Here is a 19,468-nt window from a genome sequence, read left to right as displayed (position 1 = left end):
TACATCCTTAGATTATCAAAATTGGTCAAACCATTCAACGAAAAATACTTCAATTTGAAGATTTCAGCCTTTTGACCGAAATACCGATATGTTTACTATCTTACCCTTTTCTCTCACACACTAAACCTTAAAAGAAAGGCATTAAATGGCGATAAAAAATACAATAATCATAACAATTTGAATAACAGCCTTGACAACAGTAGATGTCAAAAAGCCAATTAAAGAACCTACACCACTTTTCACTGCCTCACTAAATGTACGTTTCTCAACGATTAGTTCCGCAATCACAGCCCCTAAAAATGGTCCAATTAAAATCCCTGCCACAGGGATCACAAATGGACCAATTAATAACCCAATGGTGCTCCCCCACATACCAGCATTGGAACCACCAAACTTTTTGATACCAAACGCATTTGCCACAGTATCTGCCCCAAATAACAACACGACAAATAGTATTTCAATGACCCAAAACCACCAGCTTAGCTCTGCGAATGAGAAAAATAAGCCATAGAGCAAAAACCCACCGACTAAAAACAGTACTCCGGGAATAATTGGATATACTAAACCAATAAATGAAATAATAAAGCAGGCAATCACTAAGATCCAGCCAACAACTTCCATAAAGATTCTCTCCTTTTAACGTGCATTGCCTTTCATACGAAATAACAAAGTGAAAAGTTTCATTAATGACGAATGCCTAAAATAGAATCTGCAATATTTACTGCATGGTCTCCTATACGCTCTAGGTTGCTAACGATATCCATATAAACAATTCCTGCAGCCCCACTACACTCATTTGTGTTTAATCGGGCAATATGCTTTTGACGTAGTTTATCTTCCATATCATCAATCAGGCTTTCTAGCTCTGTTACTTCTTGAGCTAAACTTAAGCTAGCGGTATCTAATGCTTCTATACTTTTGCGCACTGCCTCTATGGCTAAACTAAACATACCTATTAAGTCCTGTCGCGCTGATTTACTTAAGCTTACCTCGTGGTGATCCTTGTACTGTAAAAGCTCTAATATATTTTCAAAATGATCCCCAATTCGTTCAAAATCCCTTACATTTGTCAATAAAGTATGATGTCTTACAGAGTCTGCACGGGAAAGAGGCTGCTTAGACACCATTACTAAATAATCAGTAATTTCATTGTCTAGATGATTTAGCCCGACTTCTAGCTGTAGCACCGTTGGAATATGCTCTGTCTCTCCAGATTTCATATATAAAAACGTTTCTTCTAACCCACGCAATGCATGTTCACCCATGCGTAATACCTCTTCTTTAGCTTGACCTAGCGCAATAGCAGGAGAGGAATCAATGAATGAAGGATCTAAATGCTTAGTTGTTACATTGATATGGCCATCATGTCCCGGCAATAGCTTTGTAACTAAGGCTGCGAGTCCAGCAATAAATGGTAGTTGGATCATCATATTAAAGACATTGAATGAGCCATGAGCAATGGCAATCTGCATGCGAGGCTCTAAATGAAATATGCCACTGATCCACTGTACATATTGCATAAACGGTGTGAACAATAACATGAAAATAATCGTTCCAATCACATTAAATAATACATGAGCCGCTGCTGCACGCTTAGCGTAAATAGAAGCACCAAGAGAAGCTAAAACAGCTGTAATGGTCGTGCCAATATTTTCCCCAAACAATATCGGTAAGGCACTATTTAAACCAATTAATTGTTCTGCATATAAACCTTGCAATACCCCCACCGTTGCGGTAGAGCTTTGCACAAGTAATGTGAAAATGGTTCCTAAAAATATGCCTAATATCGGTTGATTGCTTAAATGAAGCGTTAACGATGCAAAATCTGCAAGCTGGTGTAACGCCTGCATACTAGCACTCATCAACTCTAGCCCTAAAAATAAACCGCCAAAGCCAAATAGAATCTGACCAATATGTTGATACGTTGCTTTCTTTAAGAAAAATAAACAGGCTGCCCCAATTGCCAATAAAGGGTAAAAATAGAGTCCAATATTAATACCAATAATAAATGCTGTAATAGTTGTACCAATATTTGCCCCCATGATGACGCCGATTGCTTGACGCAGTGTTAAAAAACCAGCACTCACTAACCCTACAGTGATGACTGTTGTGGCAGAACTTGATTGTATGCAAATTGTTACAAATATACCTACCAGGACACCCATAACAGGGTTTGTGGTAAAGCGATTTAACCATTCACGTAACCGATCATCCGCTGATTTTTGAAGCCCATCCCCCATGAATTTAATGGAAAATAAAAAGACCCCTAGTCCGCCTAAAAACTGAAAGAGAATGCTTTGCCAATCTATTGTCAATTGTTTTCGCTCCAATTCCTACATCTCTACTACCCTCGTTCTAATCATTAAATGATTCCTAACAAAAAGTAAAGAAATCCTTTAACTTCTTTACATAATGTTAACATTTTAACATCAAGACCCTCCTCATTTATACTTCTTTCATATCTTGTCCTCATTGAACATGTTAAAATATCGATTGGAGGAGATAAAGCATGAAACACTCACAGCTTTTTATTGATAGTCTTATACATCCTAAAAAACTAGCAGCCTATCGTTTATTACCTATTGGAAAGGTTATTCAATATACTTTTCTACTGATTACCATTGTGTCCGTATTCTCTTTAGGTCGTTTTGCAGCAGGTATGTCCGTTGATACATTCGATATGGATAGTTTAACTGGTTTAACAGATTACATAGAGGACATTAAATGGCTCTTATATCCATTCACCTTCCTAATGCTTTTCGTCGTGACAACAATGCTTATTTTTGCACAAATTGCCCTTTATGCTTTAGCAGGTTTATTTATCTTAAAAGCGATGAAGCGTCGGGGTGAGTATCGCCATATCTGGAGAACAACTACCTTTGCGATCACTTGGGCTACGTTACTTTCGATGTTAGCAGACTATCTGCCCGTTAGCAGTACTGTTATCACTGTACTATCTTTATTTTTAACCATTTCTCTATTAATTGTGGCCTTTACAAAATATCCAAAACAACCAAATATAAAATAATGTGCATGAATCCCCTCTCTTCTCAATATAGTGTAGAAAAGGAGGGGATTTTTTGCGAGCATTCATCTTAACAACTATCATCATCGTAATTGCCTTTGTCGTCAAAGTAGATTTAACAGAAGGGTCCATCCCACTTGCGGCTTTATCCACAAAGAGCTCAGAAAATGGACTTTGTGAACAACAGCGTGAGCCAAATTATATTACTGTACAAACGATTGAAGGAGATACCATTCATAGTTTATTTGCTCTACACCCTGCTAAAGTTCCCATGACCTTTCCAGAACGCTTACAACTTTTTTACAACTTAAACCCACACTTACAATTACAAGCACTAGTTCCAGGTGAAAATATCAAGCTTCCTCTCTCATTTGAGCTTGAAAACAAATGCGGAAAATGAAAAGTTAGCGTTTCTTCCTTGTCCTTATTTTCTTACACTGCTAAAATAAATGACAGTGACGGCTGAAAATAGTGGCCCGAAAAGGAGAGAAAGTTAATGAGTGAAATTTGTCACCGTTCAAATACACGTCCTGTGCGTGTCGGTAACTTAACAATTGGTGGTAGTAATGAATTATTCATTCAAAGTATGTGTACAACCAAAACACATGATGTAGAAGCAACAGTTGCAGAAATTCTTCGTCTTGAGGAAGCAGGCTGTCAAGTTGTTCGTGTTGCAGTACCAGATGAACGTGCAGCGGACGCGATTGCCGAAATCAAAAAACGTATTCATATTCCATTAGTAGCTGATATTCATTTTGATTATAGATTAGCATTAAAAGCCATTGAAAATGGTATTGATAAAGTACGTATTAATCCAGGTAATATTGGTCGTAAAGAAAAAGTGGAAGCTGTTGTTAATGCAGCCAAAGCAAAAGGTATACCAATTCGTATTGGTGTAAATGCCGGTTCATTAGAGCGTCATATTTTAGAAAAATACGGTTATCCTACGGCTGATGGTATGGTAGAATCTGCTCTACACCATATTAAAATTTTGGAAGACTTGGACTTCCACGATATTATCGTATCAATGAAGGCATCTGACGTTAACCTTGCCATTGAAGCCTATGAAAAGGCGTCTAAAGCCTTTAATTATCCGCTACATTTAGGGATTACAGAATCAGGGACATTATTTGCCGGTACTGTAAAATCAGCAGCAGGTCTTGGAGCCATCCTATCAAAAGGTATAGGAAACACATTACGTATCTCCCTTTCCGCTGACCCTGTAGAAGAGGTTAAAGTAGCACGGGAACTATTAAAATCCTTTGGCCTCGCTTCTAATATGGCAACTTTGATTTCTTGCCCAACATGCGGACGCATTGAAATTGATTTAATTTCTATTGCAAATGAAGTAGAAGAATATATTTCAAAATTAAATGTACCGTTAAAAGTAGCTGTTCTAGGCTGTGCGGTAAACGGTCCTGGAGAAGCGCGTGAGGCAGATATCGGTATTGCTGGTGCCCGTGGTGAAGGCTTGTTATTCATGAAGGGGAAAACAGTCCGTAAAGTGCCAGAAGAAACAATGGTGGAAGAACTGAAGAAAGAAATTGATAAATTAGCAGCAGAAATGGAAGAAAAACGTGCAGCGGAAGAAGCTCAAAAAGCGAATGCCTAAGGAGGTGCTAGCATGAAAAAGCCCCGCTTTGGTATTGATATTGATGGGACTGTGACATGTCCAAGTACACTCATTCCACATATTAATAAACAGTACAATGTAAATATTACGCTAGATGATGTTTGTGAATATGATTTTTTATCTGCCTTCCCACACCCTATTGACCGAAGTGCCTTTAATACTTGGTTTAAGGAAAATGAACCTTATATGTACGAAGTCTCTGAAGTGGCAAAAGATGCAAAAAATATTCTAAGCGCTTGGAAAAATAATTTTGAGCTGTATTATATTTCTGCACGTGGTGAAAATGTAGCAGACATCACTGTCAATTGGTTTAAATCGCAAGCTATACCTTACGACCATATCGAGCTTCTCGGCAGCCATGATAAACTAGCCGCTGCAAAAAAACATCGTGTAGAAGCTTTCTTTGAGGATAAGCATGATAATGCGGTGATGCTGGCAGAGGAATTAAAAATACCTGTTGTGTTATTTGATACACCTTATAATCGTCTTGCCGTTCCTAATAATGTTGTAAGGGTTTATAACTGGCAGGAAGCGAATCAATTTATTACACAATTTTTCAAATAAGTATTAAGAGCTGTAGGCAAGGTTGGATGAAAATTTCACCTTGCCTACAGCTCTTTTAATTTAATATTGAAATTTAGCTAGTGCTGCCTGTAAAGAGTCCGTCATAGCTGTTAATTGTTTGGCTTTGCTATTGATGTCATGAACCGCTAAATTCTGCTGTTCCATCGTTGCCAATAACTCCTCTGTTCCTGCTGAGGATTGCTGGCTAACAGCTGTCATATTTTCCACTGCACGTACAACCTCCTGCGTCTCCCTTTGAATGACACTGGAGGCAGCTGTCACATTATCGATTTGCGCTACTGTATCGACAATATGGCGTAAAATCGCATCAAGTGCCTGCTTATTGGCATCAATATATTGCGTATTGTTTTCCACAGCTAAGACAACACTTTGCATAGCATCACTAGCCTTTGCTGCTTCCCTCACAACCATATCAATAATGGAGGCGATTTGGCTTGTTGATTTGGCTGATTCTTCTGCAAGCTTTCGTACTTCCTCTGCCACAATCGAAAAGCCCTTGCCATGCTCACCTGCACGAGCAGCTTCTATCGCCGCATTTAATGCTAATAAATTTGTTTGACCTGCAATAGCATTAATGACTTGTAAAATACGATTAATTTCTGTTGATTGGTCGCTGAGCTGTTGGACGATCATAGCTGTCAGTGACACTTTTTCAGACATCACTTCCATCCCTTGAATAGACTGCTCTGCATGAATTAAACCTTGTTTAGAAGACGCTGTTGTAAGCTGAGAATCCTGAAGCATTTCTTCAATTGCCATTTGAATTGCTTGCAATTTCTGCTCAACCTCTTGTGTAACGCCTAAAGTAGTAGGGGCCTGTTCGGCTTGTACGGTAGCACCTGTCGCCAACTCACTTGTTGTTGTTAGCACCTGTTCGATACTGATGCTCATATCATTGGTAGAAGTACGTAAATCTCCGCTGTATACATTCACCTGATTGGAAATATGTGTAGCCGCTTGTAACAGCTCACGCATATTGTCTGTCATATGATTCATTGCATGTGCAAGCTCGCCAATTTCATCCTTCGAACGAACCTGTAACGGATCCACTGCTAAATTTCCACCAGCAATGGTTTTGACCTGTTCCACTGTCTGAACCACTGGTTTGACGATCCGTTGAGCTATCCAAGTAATGGCACCAACTAATACAATAATACCAATAATAGCTAGTAGTATTGATAACCACATTGCCTCACTTGCGGCTGCCATTACCTCATCAGATGGAATAATTACCTGCAATGCCCACGGTGTCGACGTTTGACCAATTTGGATAGGTGAGACAGCAATAAAGGAAGCTTCCTGTAAATAGGATGAATAATCCTCTACTAGATAAGGTTTGCCCTGTTCAACAGCAGACAAAATTTTATCCGTATTTTTATATTTTTCCATTTCAGTCACTGGTCTATTGACATAATCAGGAGATGGGTGGGAAACAAACGTCCCATTATGAGACACAATGGCACTATATCCTGTATCATAGAGTACAATTTCATTATTAATGGCAACCAATGTCTCTAAGCTTATATCAATGCCAACAAGACCAACGACTTTTCCATCTATTTGAATAGGTATAGCTGTGGAAGTCATCAATACATCCTGACCGTCAACTGGGTAAGTTAACGACTCTAAAATAACCTCTTGTTTCAACGTTTTAGGTAATACATAATAATCACTAGTTTCATAGTCTTCTAGAGGAGCAAGCGTCACATCGTTGTTGCTGCGTGCCCAATATGGAAGGAAACGACCTGATGCATCATGCCCTTTCAAATTGGCAAAATGAGCATCTTGTCCATCAAAGGCATTTGGCTCCCAAATCGTCCAAACCCCTAGAAAGGTGTCATTGTGTTCGAGTAATTGTTTGAGCATCTCGTTTGCTAAATCACGATCTCCCTTATGATTGGCTACCATTGCTTGGAGATTAGAGGCTACTGTCCTTGCTGTATCCATCGCATAATCAAGTTCCATTTGCATTTTATATGCACTTTCGGACGCCCGCGATTGAGCAAGCTGTCGTGCATCCTCCACTGCTAATGAATTAGTTTTTACAATATTGACACTTAAAATAATGATGAACACAATCATCATTGTAGATAACGTTGTCAGTAATATTTTATGTAGTAATTTCATATGTACCAGCTCCTGCCTATAGCAACTAAATAAATAATAGCATTTATGCGTCAATAAATAACTAAATATTCAGAAAAATATTTTTGGTGGTAATTAACTTACAATTTAGCCGTATGTCATCCCGTTGTACAGAAGATGACATGCAGTCTTAGTTCTCTACTAAAAATGGAATTTTGCTAGTGTTTGTTGTAAGGAGTTCGTCATACCTGATAAGCTTTATGCCATATTTTTTGAACCGCGGGATTTTGCTGCTCCATCGTTGCTAATAGCTCCCTTGTTTCTGCTGAGGATTGCTGGCTGACAGCCGTCATATTTTTCCACTGCCCGCACTACCTCTACCGTTTCCTTTTAAATTAAAAGAGAGGCAGTTGTCACTTCGTCAATTTGCGCCACAGTAACAACCAATACGTTGTAAGATGACATCAAGTGCTTGTTTATTAAATTTTGAATCTGGTACGCGTTATTAGATGTTTCTGCTTGTGCCATTTTTTGAGCTGTTTCAATCATTTAATTTTTTGTTTGATAAATATTCACAGCTGTTAGAACTGCGAATACCTACTGTTCAAATGACAGTTGTGAGAATTTTCCCCAATAAATTCATATGCATCATCCCTTTTAGATAGAAAGTAATAGATACGTAACCAATTAAGCTAATTATAGCATCAGTAGCAATGAGTAAAGTATCTAATTTAAGAGTAAATATGTCTTTTTTATAGATAAAAACTCCTGTTTCCAGGAGTTTTTTAAAGTACAGCTCACTATATGTCAAGTATGCCTCGTAGCCAACGCTCCACAAAGTTTTCAAACGTAATCCCATAAGTATCATAAACAGCATGATAAACAAAATATGTTCCTAATCGATCAAGCATTTCATCATTAATTTTCATCACAAACCGCTCCCATTCTTTTGTTTTTTTACTAAATATTCAGACTTATATAATTCTCAAATGCCGAACAATCAAGTGGAGGTCGCATCGTTGCAAAACCGTCACAAACTACCGCCTTCATGCCCTTTCTTCATATTTTTCTTTTCGTTAAGATAGTTATAACAACTTACTAGACTGGAGGGACTACTTGTGAAATGGATGACAAAAGTTGCTTGTATCACATGCATCTGCGCACTACTTTCTGGCTGTGGTGGTCGATTTTCAGAAATTAAAGATGCTGCCTCAGGCATCAATTCAGCTGCTAATTCCGCAGCTAGTGCAGTTAGCCGAGATGTCCATGCAATACGTGCTCTAGACATTAACTATAAAGATACATCGTTTACGGTTAATGACCTATTTAAAACTATTTTACGTGACATACGCTGGGATTATGACCTTGAAAAAAATGAGCTACATGTGAGAGGTACTTGGCAGCCTCCACTATTTTCTGATCAGGCGTGGAGTGACGATATGAAAGAAAAGCTTACTGAATCAGGCTTTGTGACTGTTACCTGTCAAATAATTGACGACAAAATTGATAGCCAACAAATGAGCATAACACTTACATATAATGATGAAATTCTCTTACAAAAAAATGGTGAGGAAGCACTCCATCACCTATACGATACTTATTTACTTCCTTAAACCTAGGAACGTCTCTACCATTTAATCATGGTAGAAACGTTCTTTTTTTGAAAAAAATTTTATAATTTCGAAATATCAAAGGCTATCATTTGAATAAACTAAAACCATCACGTTATAATCAAAGTATCACGTGATGGTTTGGAGGTGTTTGCATTGGGACAGAAAAATTAAAGATTGGCGAGCTTGCAGAAAAAACAGGCATTACTAAACGAACAATTGATTACTATACAAATATTGGTTTGCTAGATGCAGAACGTTCTGCAGCAAATTATCGCTACTATGACCAAGCCATGATTAAACGGCTTCAATTTATTGAACAGCGCAAACAACAGGGGCTTTCACTTGTACAAATCCAACATGAGTTAAACATCACACCCTATGAAGAAATCGATGTACAGGTGCTTCGTTTAAAAATGCAAGATTTAGAGCATGATGTTACATCTCTGCTCGCACAAATGAACAAGCAAGATGATAAAAAAATTGAAACGATTAAGAAAAATGTTTCACCCGAAAGTATTGCATTAATGCAATCTTTATTATTACTCATTCATAATTAGGAGGTGACGTTCTGTTTTTACAGAACGACTATTTGGAGACCATAATAAACCTATCGATTTTTACCATTCTATTAGCTTTAACAGGCTTTTTCGTGGCAACAGAATTTGCCATTGTAAAAGTACGTTCCTCAAGACTCGATCAGCTGGTTGCAGAAGGCAATAAAAAAGCAGTTGCTGCTAAACATGTTGTTCAACACTTAGATGAATACTTATCAGCGTGTCAATTAGGGATTACTGTAACCGCTCTTGGTATCGGGATGGTTGGTGAAAAAACTTTTGAATTTATGCTTCACCCGCTATTCGAAATAATCGGCATTTCTGATAAATATATGACGATCTTTACAATTGGAACAGCCTTTGCCATTGCTACGTTTTTACATGTAGTGGTCGGCGAATTAGCCCCAAAAACAGCTGCCATTCAAAAAGCTGAATCCATTACACTTCTTTTCGCAAAACCCATTATGTTTTTCTATAAGATCATGTATCCATTTATTTGGTTCTTGAACGGTTCTGCACGCGTGTTAGTTGGCTTATTCGGTATGAAACCTGCTAGCGAACATGAGCTATCTCATACAGAGGAAGAATTGCGATTATTACTGTCTGAAAGCTTTAAGAGTGGTGAAATCAATAAATCTGAGCTCAAATATGTCAATAACGTCTTTGAATTTGATGAACGTATTGCTCGTGAAATCATGGTTCCCCGAACAGAAATTATTGGAATTGAACAAAATGAATCTTTTACAAACATTATTCATTACATCGCTTCTGAAAAATATACGCGTTACCCGATCTATGATGGGGACCGAGATAATATATTAGGTTTCATCAATGCGAAAGAACTACTAACGCAGGGTCTACTTGAACAACTTACAGACGACTCCTTAGTTCTAGAAGATTTCATAAATCCAGTCATTCGCGTAATTGAAACAATGCCCATTCAAGAATTACTTGTACGTATGCAAAAGGAACGAATCCATATGGCTATCCTAATGGATGAATATGGTGGTACATCTGGTCTTGTAACGGTTGAAGATATTTTAGAAGAAATTGTTGGTGAAATTCGAGATGAGTTTGATGATGATGAAATTGCGGATATTCGAAAAATTACAGATCATCACTATTTATTAAATGCAAAAATGCTTGTGGAAGATGTAGAAAATCTATTAAACATTACCCTGGATGCTGAAGAAGTGGAAACATTAGGTGGTTGGTTCTTAACTGTGAATAACGGCATTAAAGCATCAAAAAATATTGAGCTAGGCTCCTATATTTTTAGCATCTATGAGCAACAAGGTCATCAAATTCATTATATCGAGGTTCGTCCTCTTCGAAAAAGTCTACCTCTTAAAACAGAGGTTCAATCGTAACAGTAGGAAACAGTATTCCTTATTCCATTATTAGCCATTTCACTATATAATGAATAGAGAAAATGATTTTAGTTGCAGGGGGCCATACACATGACATTATTTAAGCTATATCATTCAGATGGTATTCACATTATTACTGATGTAAAAAAACACAAAACAAATATTGAGTTAAAAACAATCACGGGAGAAGTTCTATTTATTATCGTGGTAACAGATGAAAATTACACAGTCTACGATGATCGGTTTGCAGGAGCTTCCAAGCAATTAAATTCAGTTGAAGCTTTCGATATTGATGGGAGTTTTCGTAGTTTAGATTTCGATAATATGCGCTCTCTATTTAAAGAATCTTTTACAAAGCTTTTACAAGAGATTGCTGTGTGTGTCAAAAATAAAGAGGAGCTTGTGGATATCGATACACTCCGCCATAAAGTCAGCGCACAGATTAAAGGCATCCACTTCAGGGTGATCTCGGATACAAAAAAATATGAAATCTAACATCCAACAGACTGTCCATTAGGGGCAGTCTGTTTTAATTTTACGCGACCTTTGCCACTTCCCAAGGTGAAAGAAAAACACGCTTCTTTACTTTCATGTATAATGGAACTTAACAATCTGAAAATAAGGGGTGTTAGGATGAATCGTGAACAATTAATCACACTCGTTTCAGAAAAACTGAAATTAATCCGTACAGAAAAAGCTTTCACACAGGATCAAATGAGTGATTTACTAGGATTATCAAAAAAAACACTTGTCCAAATTGAAAAGGGCCGTATACTAGCTGGCTGGACAACCACTGTTACAGTTTGCACATTGTGTAGAGACAGTACGATTTTACAGCATGAGCTTGGTGGTGATCCATTAGAGGTTGTAGATTTAATCGCAAATAATGGAACATTGCAGCCAAAAGAGAAAACAATGGGTGGATACATATGGTGGAAAAACATTCAGGAGTATGGTGGTTTTCGACTACAGCAAAACGTCATCAGTCAGCATTATCGCATTTTAGACAGCAATAATTTTCGCCTCATTTCAACATTTGATGAACAAATAGCTAAGCAAGCATGGGAAAAACTACAGATATAATTTTTAAGTCAAACAGTAGGAGCATTGCAATTTGCTTCTGCTGTTACGTTTCAAGCATTTCCCTCCTCTCATCACCCATCTTCTCTAGACAAATGAATAAAGCCATAAAAACATCCTTCATATGATAAACATAGTAGTAAGAGAATTGTTTCTTTAAAAATTCTATGAAAAAAGCTAGGAGAAGCTAGAAAAGTCGAAACTTGTAGAATAATTCTCTATACTTAAGGGTAAAGCTGTACTATTAGAAAGGATGCTCGTAAATGAACCGTATACTAGCAATTAGTGACATACATGGAGAATTAGGGCTACTGGAAGAATTATTATTAAAAGCAAACTATGACCCAATGAACGACCAGCTTTTTCTTCTTGGTGATTATATTGATAGAGGGCCCTCTTCTAGTGGTGTGTTAAATTTAGTGAGTGAATTACAGACAAAAGGTGCACGAGTTTTACTAGGCAATCATGAGGCGATCATGCTCAATGCATGCCGTTCAGGTCTTGCTAAGCCATGGAACCATTGGGTAGGGCTTTGTGGTGGTGAGGCAACATTAGCAAGCTATGGCTATCAGTTGGCAGACTTTGAGGAAGCCATCCAAAGTAATACTCTGCCTAGCTTTATTAAAACGCTCCCTAAGCTTGAAGAACATTTACAGTTAATCGAGACATTTGAAATATATATTGAGTTAGAAGATGCTATTTTCGTCCACGGTGGCGTTGTGCCAGGTGCTGCAATAGCCGAAACTGACCCCATGCGCTTACTTTGGATTCGTGATGAATTCCACGCAGGCTATCAAGGGGAAAAAACAGTAATCTTCGGCCATACCCCTACGTATAACCTGCATCATGATCCAACTGATTATCATGTTTATTTCGGAGAAAATAATATTATTGGCATTGATGGTGGAGCTGTGTTTGGCGGACAGTTACATGCATTCGAGTGGCCTAGCCGCCAAATCATTTCTGTCGACAATAAAAAACCAACAAGTAACGAGTAAACTTGTTGGTTTTTATTTTCGCAATTGTTTTCGCACAACTTTATTTTTTTCAGGGCAATTTTTGAAAAATTAATATAACTTAAAAATAACTCCTACTAGCGAGTACACAATAACAGTTGTGAATAGTATAGTCATATGGAATAGGGAAAAAACAAACATTTTGGTAGCCCATTTCACTTGATCTGTATTACTATGATAACCGTAAATACTCATCACTAGCCAAGCAACACTTAAAATCAATGCCACAAGCATGATGCCTACACTTAGTGAGCCAAATAAAAAGCTTGATAGAATCAATAGTATTAAATAGAAATTGGTTTGATAATATGTTCGACGCATCCCTTTGATAACTGGTAGCATGGGTACACTGGCTGCTTCATAGTCTATACGTTTGCGAATGGCAATAGCATAAAAGTGAGGCATTTGCCAAATGACCATAACAAAAAATAAACCAAGTATCGCTGGGTGTGTAATATCTGTAGATACAGCAGACCAACCTATTAATGGTGGCACCGCACCACTAATACTACCGATTTCTGTATTATATATCGTACGACGCTTTGTCCACATTGTATAAGGGACTACATATAGGAATACACCTAATAATCCAAATGCCGCTGCTAAAGGTGAAGCAAGTGCCAGCACAGCTACGCCAATAATTAACATTACAACAGCTAATGATAAAGTAGATTTTGCTGACATTTCACCTGTTACAGTTGGTCTGCTTTGTGTACGAGGCATAATTGCATCAATATCACGATCATAGACATTATTAAAGGCCCCCGCAGCTCCAATGACAAGGGCGGAACCGATTGTTGAAAAAATAATTTCTGGTATATTGTCTACAAATGTCATTTTATTTTTGTACATGCCTAGCGTTAAACCAGCCCACATAGGTATTAAATTGGATTTGATAATCCCTGTCTTGACGGTTTGCGCTAAAATAGAAGAACGTGATGACTTCCCTCTTGTTTTTTCGGAGGATAGTGGTTTATGCTCCGTTTTCAGATTTTGTTCCATTCAGCTTAATTCCTTTTCTCCATAATTTCTACACGCTTTCATCGATAGAAAGCGACAAAATTTGCATCTAGCACATCAAATTATTATTTTACCCCTTTTAGTTCTGTTCTGTCTCTCTTTTCACATAAAGTACATGTTTTTCATCTAACAAAGCACGTTCATTCACAACATCTACTATGATACCACCGACTGACGTGAATTTGAACCTTCTTGCCTCGATTCTTCCAAACACTATTGGAGAAAAATAATTTGAATTACGATAGCCAAAAAAACCGAGACAAATTTTTGCCTCGGATTTCCTTTTATTGAATTTCTTCCTGTAGTTGCTGCGCTAAAAATGCTACTAGATCACGTAGATTATCAGGTGTTACACCATGTCCATCTGGGTATTGTTTAAATGTCACCGTGGCACCAAATTGTTCAAAGATCTCCTTGCTTTCCATTCCCCATTGAGAAGGTATTACATAATCATAATCACCGTGCGAAATAAAAGCATGTAAATGTTCTACAGAACGAATAGCATACTCCTCCGTCACAAACTTTGGCGTATAGCCACTTAATGCAACAATACCCGTCACTAAATTCCCCATCACAAAGGCAAGTGATTGTGCTAAAACCGCACCTTGGCTAAAGCCTAAAACAAATACTTTATGAGGATCGATTTGATATTCTTCGATAGCCTCTAATATAAATCGTTGCAATGCAATCAACACTTTATCGAAGATTGCACGATCTGGTTGCCCCACCTCTTGAATGGTAAAAAAAGCATAGCCGGGATGTTGCGTAATTGGCCCTCGTAAGCTAAATATATGACATTGCTCTTGAAAATCCTGCACTAATTGTGGTAAATCATCTTCATGACTGCCCATGCCATGAAGCAAAAAAATAGCAGGGTACTTCTTCGTAGGGTCCATATTTGTTGGTTGTGTATGGTTAAAAGTAAATGGTGTATTCATTTAATCAAATTCCTTTCGCGTGAAGCTTTGTAACAAAATTAGTGTAATTTTGTTTTATTAATTAATCCATCTGTATGGTAGGCAATATAACCATTGACAATTCGTATCGTTTCTTGTGGATCTGCATCAAAGAGTATTTTTGATTGCTCTGGCGTGGATACAAGCACGGTTAATAAATCCATACGCATGGAATGCCCAGCAGAGCTATAGGCATAGTCATAAATAATCGCTTCCTCTGTCATGCCTTCTGTCTCATATTGCTTATGGAATAAATTCTTTGCAGCATCCAATTGCTCTGCCACTTGTTGACGAATTCGCATCTGATGCATTAATAATTCCTCTTCAAGAGCTGATGGCTTTAGCCACTCCTTAGCTTGAAGCATATTTAGAAATTCCTGCTCCCAAGCCTGTTCATTCTCAGTAAAATAAAGCATATTAATCATCAACATGTCCCAAAAGTCCATAGATGTTGCGGCTGATTGTCGCTGCATAGTAATTGTTTCTTTAAAATGCTCTTCCACTTTTGTAATATTCATATTGCGAACTAAATGATTACATACGTTTTCTATAAACTTATTTGCCGCTTCTTGTGCCATAAAAAATCCGTCCTTTATATCTACAAATCATTTTCTTTCTTATCATACCATGATTGTGAAATATGGCAACGAACCCCGCTCACTTGATTTTTAAGTAAAAAGGATGACTCCATATACTTTGGAGACATCCAATTATCTTATGAGAAAACATAGCTATCCATATTGTCGATTGTATTTTGAATAGCAGCTTTCAACGATTTTTGCTCTTCACCACAAGAAGCTAGCGCATCCTCCAATGTCAGTGCAGCATTCGCTATAAATGGAGCCATTTGCAAATCTTTTGCCAATTGAATAAGTACGAGGGCTCTATTCCATTTCCATCGAGGATTTGTTGGATCTAGCTGAATCGCTTGCTCCAAATAACCGAGGGCATCAAATGGCATCCAGCCAAAGCGGTGCATCGTCTGCCCTGTGATCCCCCAGTAGACAGCCTTATTTGGGTTTTCCTTTACTGCTTGCTGAAAACAGTGAACACTTTCATTGTAATGATGTGCGAATAAGAACAGCTCTCCTTGTGTAAAAAAGGATTGCGCTTTGTCAGCTGATGTTCCAGTTTTTGCGACTTCCTCCAATTGCTGAATACGCTTCGCAAATGCCTCTTCATCTTTTATTGCTCGTATTTCTACAACTAGATCTGATTCTGGATAGCTTTCATCAGCTCGTTCCACATGCTGTACTTCGATATGAGCAGTTGGCTTTGGATAACGATCATATTCATATTCTTCTAATAATCGAATATATTTTTGTGCCAATACTTTGTCCTCTTCGTTTGTCACCTGCTTCGCTAATTCATAGCATTTCATCAGTTCACCATTATAAAAATAATCATCCATTGACATTCATCATACCTCCAGTGTACAACTATTCAGTATTTTTAGTATACACTACAAAAACAAAAGAGACCGTATCTAAATAATTATGATACAGTCTCTTCCTTTTCTATTTATTTAACCGTATTTAAGAACGTTCGTAAATCTTCTTCTTTAAGAGCTCCTACAAAGCGATTTACTTCTTTACCATCTTCGAAACGAATAAATGTTGGTGTTGCTTCAATATTATACTTGTCTGTTAGATCATCGTATTCATAGACATTTAATTGTGCAATATCAACACCTAGCTCTTCTGCAATTGGCATTAACACTGGCGTGAAAGCTTGACAGTGTATACAAATCGGGCTGAAGAAATAAGCATTGACAGGCTCACCAGCTTTTATTTTTTCCTCTAACTTGTCTGGCAACATAATGTTTTGATAGTTTTTGTCATCTACTTGATCGATTGTTTCTTGTTTAAGCTCTTTATCGCCATAAAGTTTTTTTGCGATTTCTAACTTACTTTGATTTGAGACATTGGTAAGGACAATAATTGCTGCAAATAAAACAACAATCACTGAACCAATAATTAATAATTTTTTCACTAAAGTAGTGACCTCCTTTTTTACACTAAAAGCCCTACTTTTAGTGCATTCGCGATTGATTATAAATTGTTTTGAAAACCTAGTAAACTAATTCGCCTTTAAATGAAGATATTTCACATTTATAACATAATTTCAAGTATATTTGGGAACATACATAGTGAGAGTTCATGCAAATTTGAATGTGGGGTGATCATGATGAAAAACTCGTTCCAGCATGTTTTTCAAATTTATACAAAAGATATCCGTAATATTGTCACAAACTGGGTCGTAGCTGTCATTATAGGTGGACTAATTTTTCTTCCATCTCTTTATGCCTGGCTAAATATTTATGCCTCCATGGACCCTTACGCTCACACCTCTAATATGAAAATCGCGATTGTCAATGAAGATACGGGAACCACGGTAAGAGATGAAGCAATTAATGTCGGGAATGAAGTAATTGAGACTTTACGTACGAATAAAAGCTTTACTTGGAAGCTCGAAACAGAGAAAAAAGCTAAGGAACAATTAAAAAATGGTGATTACTTTGCAGTCATAATCATTCCAAATGATTTTTCGCAAAAACTAACCTCTATTTTAACCGACCAACCAACGAAGGCCCATATTGATTATTATGTAAATGAAAAAAAGAATCCTATTGCCCCTAAAATTACAAGTAAAGGAGCGAGCGTACTTACACAGCAGGTTTCGAATGAATTTGTATCCACCGTCAATGGGACACTTTTTTCTATTTTTAATACAATTGGAATTGAAATGGAACGTGACATCCCTGATTTCCGCAAATTCGAAAATTATGTTTTTACTATCGAACAGCATTTACCTGATATTAATTCATTTTTAACGCAAGCCTCTACTCAAGGAAAGGAGGCAAATCAATTACTTAATCAGGCGCTGACACAAGTTCCACAGGTGAAACAACTAACGACAGATGGTTTAACTACCATTCAAAGGGGTTTACATTTAGTGAATGAAGCAGATGCTTTATTTAATGAACTATCCCCTATCATCAAAAAGGATGTCACAACTGTTCAAAATATCGCCCAACATTTTACAGAGATCATCAATAAGCTCAATCGTATAAATTTTGACCCTGCCTCCATTACGCAAACGAAAGAGGCACTTAAAAATCAATTGTCAACTTCTAAAGACAACATAAACAAGAGTATTCAAACACTTGAGGCACTGCAAAAATTAATTCAGGCAGATGCTTCTACTCGTAAGCAATTAGAAGACTCTTTAACAACCATTATTGGTTCTTTACAGGAAAGTAATGCAGAAGCGAATCAACCAATCATCGAACAGCTTACAGCCATTCGCGAAGCTTTGGAACATCCACCAAACTTCATTGATTCTACGTCAAATGCGCTTAACTCATTACAACAATTACAGACTCTACAAGACGATTTACTAAATAAAGTGGATCAATTAAAGCCAATTGATAAAGATGTTATCAAGCAAGACATTACAGCTATTCAGCAAATCGCACAAAATGCTACAGCTAATTTACAAAAATTCTTATCCTACTATAACGAAAGTCTAGAGCCACAAATTCGATCTACCCTAACCAGTGCGAAACAAACTTTAACTAACGCTTCTACCATGTTGACAAATGTAAAACAATTCATACCTCAGGCAACAGATAAATTGACACAGGCCAAAAACACGCTAGGAACAGCAAATCAAGCTATTCAAAAAATACAAACTGAATTTCCAACTTTAAGTGCTAAAATCAAAGAATTAGCGAATAAGCTACGAACTTTAGAAGAAGAAGCGGATCTAGCAGAGATTGTGCAATTACTAAAAAATGATGTCAACGCCGAACGTGATTTCTTTGAGGAGCCTATTATATTAAAGGAACATCGCGTATTCCCTATTGCGAACTATGGAACAGCCATGACACCGTTTTACACAGTACTATCTATTTGGGTAGGCTGTTTACTGTTAATTTCATTATTGTCTGTGAATCTCCATGGAGATACATCTTATAGTATTCGAGAAATTTACTTTGGTCGACTCTTAACTTTTGCAACTTTCTCGTTTATTCAAACTCTCATTATTACAATTGGAGATATTTTCTTAGTAGACGGCTCCATTCAAGCACCTGCCTACTTTATCTTATTTGGACTTTTTATTAGTCTCGTATTTGTAACGGTTGTCTATACACTCGTATCCGTCTTCGGTAATGTAGGAAAAGCATTAGCAATTGTGATGCTTGTGTTACAAATTGCAGGCTCTGGTGGAACCTATCCAGTCGAGTTATTGCCGAGGTTCTTCCAAATAATCAACCCTTTTTTACCATTTACGTATGCGATTGAAATGATGCGTGAAGCTGTCGGCGGAATTATTTGGTCAACAGTCTGGATGGACCTCATCTTCCTATTTGGTTTCTGGTTCATTTTTATCCTGTTCGGATTCTTCTTAAAAAAATTATTGAGCGAGAAAATGGAACATTTCATGAACAAAACACGTGGATTAGATATATTTCACTGATTTTCAACGAGGCGTCTGTAAATGTTTATGAAAACGATGTTATAATGGA

The 19,468-nt window shown here is 37.3% G+C and carries 20 protein-coding genes; 11 read left to right on the top strand and 9 right to left on the bottom strand.

Translation table 11 applies throughout. From position 1 onward, the window contains the following. Positions 1–141 precede the first annotated feature (141 nt). Together AAJG31_RS21930 and AAJG31_RS21925 are read right to left on the bottom strand one after the other, a co-directional pair. Entirely contained in the window at positions 142–621 is a 480-nt protein-coding gene (locus AAJG31_RS21930) for a DUF456 domain-containing protein (RefSeq protein ID WP_004230999.1), read from the bottom strand. Positions 622–683: 62 nt separating this feature from the next. Beyond that, complete coding sequence (locus AAJG31_RS21925) at positions 684–2,315, bottom strand: Na/Pi cotransporter family protein (RefSeq protein WP_279495591.1); 1,632 nt, start codon at positions 2,313–2,315, stop codon at positions 684–686. 194 nt (positions 2,316–2,509) lie between these two features. Between AAJG31_RS21925 and AAJG31_RS21920 the strand changes: the two genes are divergently transcribed. The 4 genes from AAJG31_RS21920 to AAJG31_RS21905 all read left to right on the top strand — a co-directional run bounded on the left by AAJG31_RS21920 (position 2,510) and on the right by AAJG31_RS21905 (position 5,222). Beyond that, positions 2,510–3,028, top strand: a complete 519-nt coding sequence (locus AAJG31_RS21920; protein WP_054548526.1) for a DUF1189 family protein — start codon at positions 2,510–2,512, stop codon at positions 3,026–3,028. Positions 3,029–3,080: 52 nt separating this feature from the next. Continuing rightward, positions 3,081–3,425: a hypothetical protein gene (locus AAJG31_RS21915; protein WP_004230996.1), complete on the top strand. Its 345-nt coding sequence runs from the start codon at positions 3,081–3,083 to the stop codon at positions 3,423–3,425. A 96-nt stretch (positions 3,426–3,521) separates the two neighbouring features. Then, complete coding sequence (ispG, locus tag AAJG31_RS21910; protein ID WP_004230987.1) at positions 3,522–4,637, top strand: flavodoxin-dependent (E)-4-hydroxy-3-methylbut-2-enyl-diphosphate synthase; 1,116 nt, start codon at positions 3,522–3,524, stop codon at positions 4,635–4,637. A gap of 12 nt (positions 4,638–4,649) precedes the next feature. Continuing rightward, the gene (locus AAJG31_RS21905) at positions 4,650–5,222 is read left to right on the top strand and encodes a nucleotidase (protein WP_048392241.1); all 573 of its coding nucleotides are present in this window, start codon (positions 4,650–4,652) and stop codon (positions 5,220–5,222) included. Between the two features lie 60 nt (positions 5,223–5,282). Here AAJG31_RS21905 and AAJG31_RS21900 read toward each other — a convergent pair whose 3' ends face one another. Both AAJG31_RS21900 and AAJG31_RS21895 read right to left on the bottom strand, forming a co-directional pair. Continuing rightward, positions 5,283–7,370 (bottom strand): methyl-accepting chemotaxis protein, encoded by a 2,088-nt coding sequence (locus AAJG31_RS21900; RefSeq protein ID WP_279495592.1) that lies wholly within the window; start codon positions 7,368–7,370, stop codon positions 5,283–5,285. A 758-nt stretch (positions 7,371–8,128) separates the two neighbouring features. After that, complete coding sequence (locus tag AAJG31_RS21895) at positions 8,129–8,257, bottom strand: hypothetical protein (RefSeq protein WP_255349862.1); 129 nt, start codon at positions 8,255–8,257, stop codon at positions 8,129–8,131. 198 nt (positions 8,258–8,455) lie between these two features. On the opposite strand from AAJG31_RS21895, the gene AAJG31_RS21890 reads away from it, so the two are divergent. The 6 genes from AAJG31_RS21890 to AAJG31_RS21865 all read left to right on the top strand — a co-directional run bounded on the left by AAJG31_RS21890 (position 8,456) and on the right by AAJG31_RS21865 (position 12,943). Then, positions 8,456–8,941 carry a hypothetical protein gene (locus tag AAJG31_RS21890; protein WP_269899005.1) on the top strand — a complete coding sequence of 162 codons (486 nt, stop codon included), beginning with the start codon at positions 8,456–8,458 and terminating at the stop codon, positions 8,939–8,941. A gap of 152 nt (positions 8,942–9,093) precedes the next feature. Further along, positions 9,094–9,498 (top strand): MerR family transcriptional regulator, encoded by a 405-nt coding sequence (locus tag AAJG31_RS21885; RefSeq protein WP_308339959.1) that lies wholly within the window; start codon positions 9,094–9,096, stop codon positions 9,496–9,498. Between the two features lie 32 nt (positions 9,499–9,530). Next, complete coding sequence (locus tag AAJG31_RS21880) at positions 9,531–10,865, top strand: hemolysin family protein (protein WP_048392236.1); 1,335 nt, start codon at positions 9,531–9,533, stop codon at positions 10,863–10,865. Between the two features lie 90 nt (positions 10,866–10,955). Continuing rightward, on the top strand, positions 10,956–11,360 hold the full coding sequence (locus tag AAJG31_RS21875) for a hypothetical protein (RefSeq protein ID WP_004227282.1): 405 nt from the start codon (positions 10,956–10,958) through the stop codon (positions 11,358–11,360). A 138-nt stretch (positions 11,361–11,498) separates the two neighbouring features. Then, a complete protein-coding gene (locus AAJG31_RS21870; RefSeq protein ID WP_009370152.1) occupies positions 11,499–11,948 on the top strand; it encodes a helix-turn-helix transcriptional regulator in 450 nt (149 codons plus the stop codon). Between the two features lie 260 nt (positions 11,949–12,208). Beyond that, positions 12,209–12,943, top strand: coding sequence for a metallophosphoesterase (locus AAJG31_RS21865; RefSeq protein WP_269898104.1), 735 nt, complete (start codon positions 12,209–12,211; stop codon positions 12,941–12,943). A 69-nt stretch (positions 12,944–13,012) separates the two neighbouring features. Here the strand turns inward: AAJG31_RS21865 and cyoE are convergent, their stop codons facing one another. The 5 genes from cyoE to AAJG31_RS21840 all read right to left on the bottom strand — a co-directional run bounded on the left by cyoE (position 13,013) and on the right by AAJG31_RS21840 (position 16,929). Then, positions 13,013–13,963 carry a heme o synthase gene (gene cyoE / locus AAJG31_RS21860; protein WP_115674090.1) on the bottom strand — a complete coding sequence of 317 codons (951 nt, stop codon included), beginning with the start codon at positions 13,961–13,963 and terminating at the stop codon, positions 13,013–13,015. 302 nt (positions 13,964–14,265) lie between these two features. Continuing rightward, entirely contained in the window at positions 14,266–14,919 is a 654-nt protein-coding gene (locus AAJG31_RS21855; RefSeq protein WP_066036432.1) for an alpha/beta fold hydrolase, read from the bottom strand. Positions 14,920–14,957: 38 nt separating this feature from the next. After that, a complete protein-coding gene (locus AAJG31_RS21850; protein WP_066036433.1) occupies positions 14,958–15,515 on the bottom strand; it encodes a hypothetical protein in 558 nt (185 codons plus the stop codon). A gap of 137 nt (positions 15,516–15,652) precedes the next feature. Continuing rightward, positions 15,653–16,354: an O-linked GlcNAc transferase gene (locus tag AAJG31_RS21845; RefSeq protein ID WP_054548534.1), complete on the bottom strand. Its 702-nt coding sequence runs from the start codon at positions 16,352–16,354 to the stop codon at positions 15,653–15,655. Between the two features lie 104 nt (positions 16,355–16,458). Continuing rightward, entirely contained in the window at positions 16,459–16,929 is a 471-nt protein-coding gene (locus AAJG31_RS21840) for a thioredoxin family protein (RefSeq protein ID WP_066036434.1), read from the bottom strand. Positions 16,930–17,124: 195 nt separating this feature from the next. On the opposite strand from AAJG31_RS21840, the gene AAJG31_RS21835 reads away from it, so the two are divergent. Beyond that, positions 17,125–19,419 (top strand): YhgE/Pip domain-containing protein, encoded by a 2,295-nt coding sequence (locus AAJG31_RS21835; protein WP_279495594.1) that lies wholly within the window; start codon positions 17,125–17,127, stop codon positions 19,417–19,419. Positions 19,420–19,468: the final 49 nt, after the last annotated feature.

Source organism: Lysinibacillus sp. BS3 (genome assembly GCF_039614735.1).
Classification (GTDB): Bacteria; Bacillota; Bacilli; order Bacillales_A; family Planococcaceae; genus Lysinibacillus; species Lysinibacillus capsici.
This window is presented reverse-complemented; position numbering and strand designations above follow the sequence as displayed.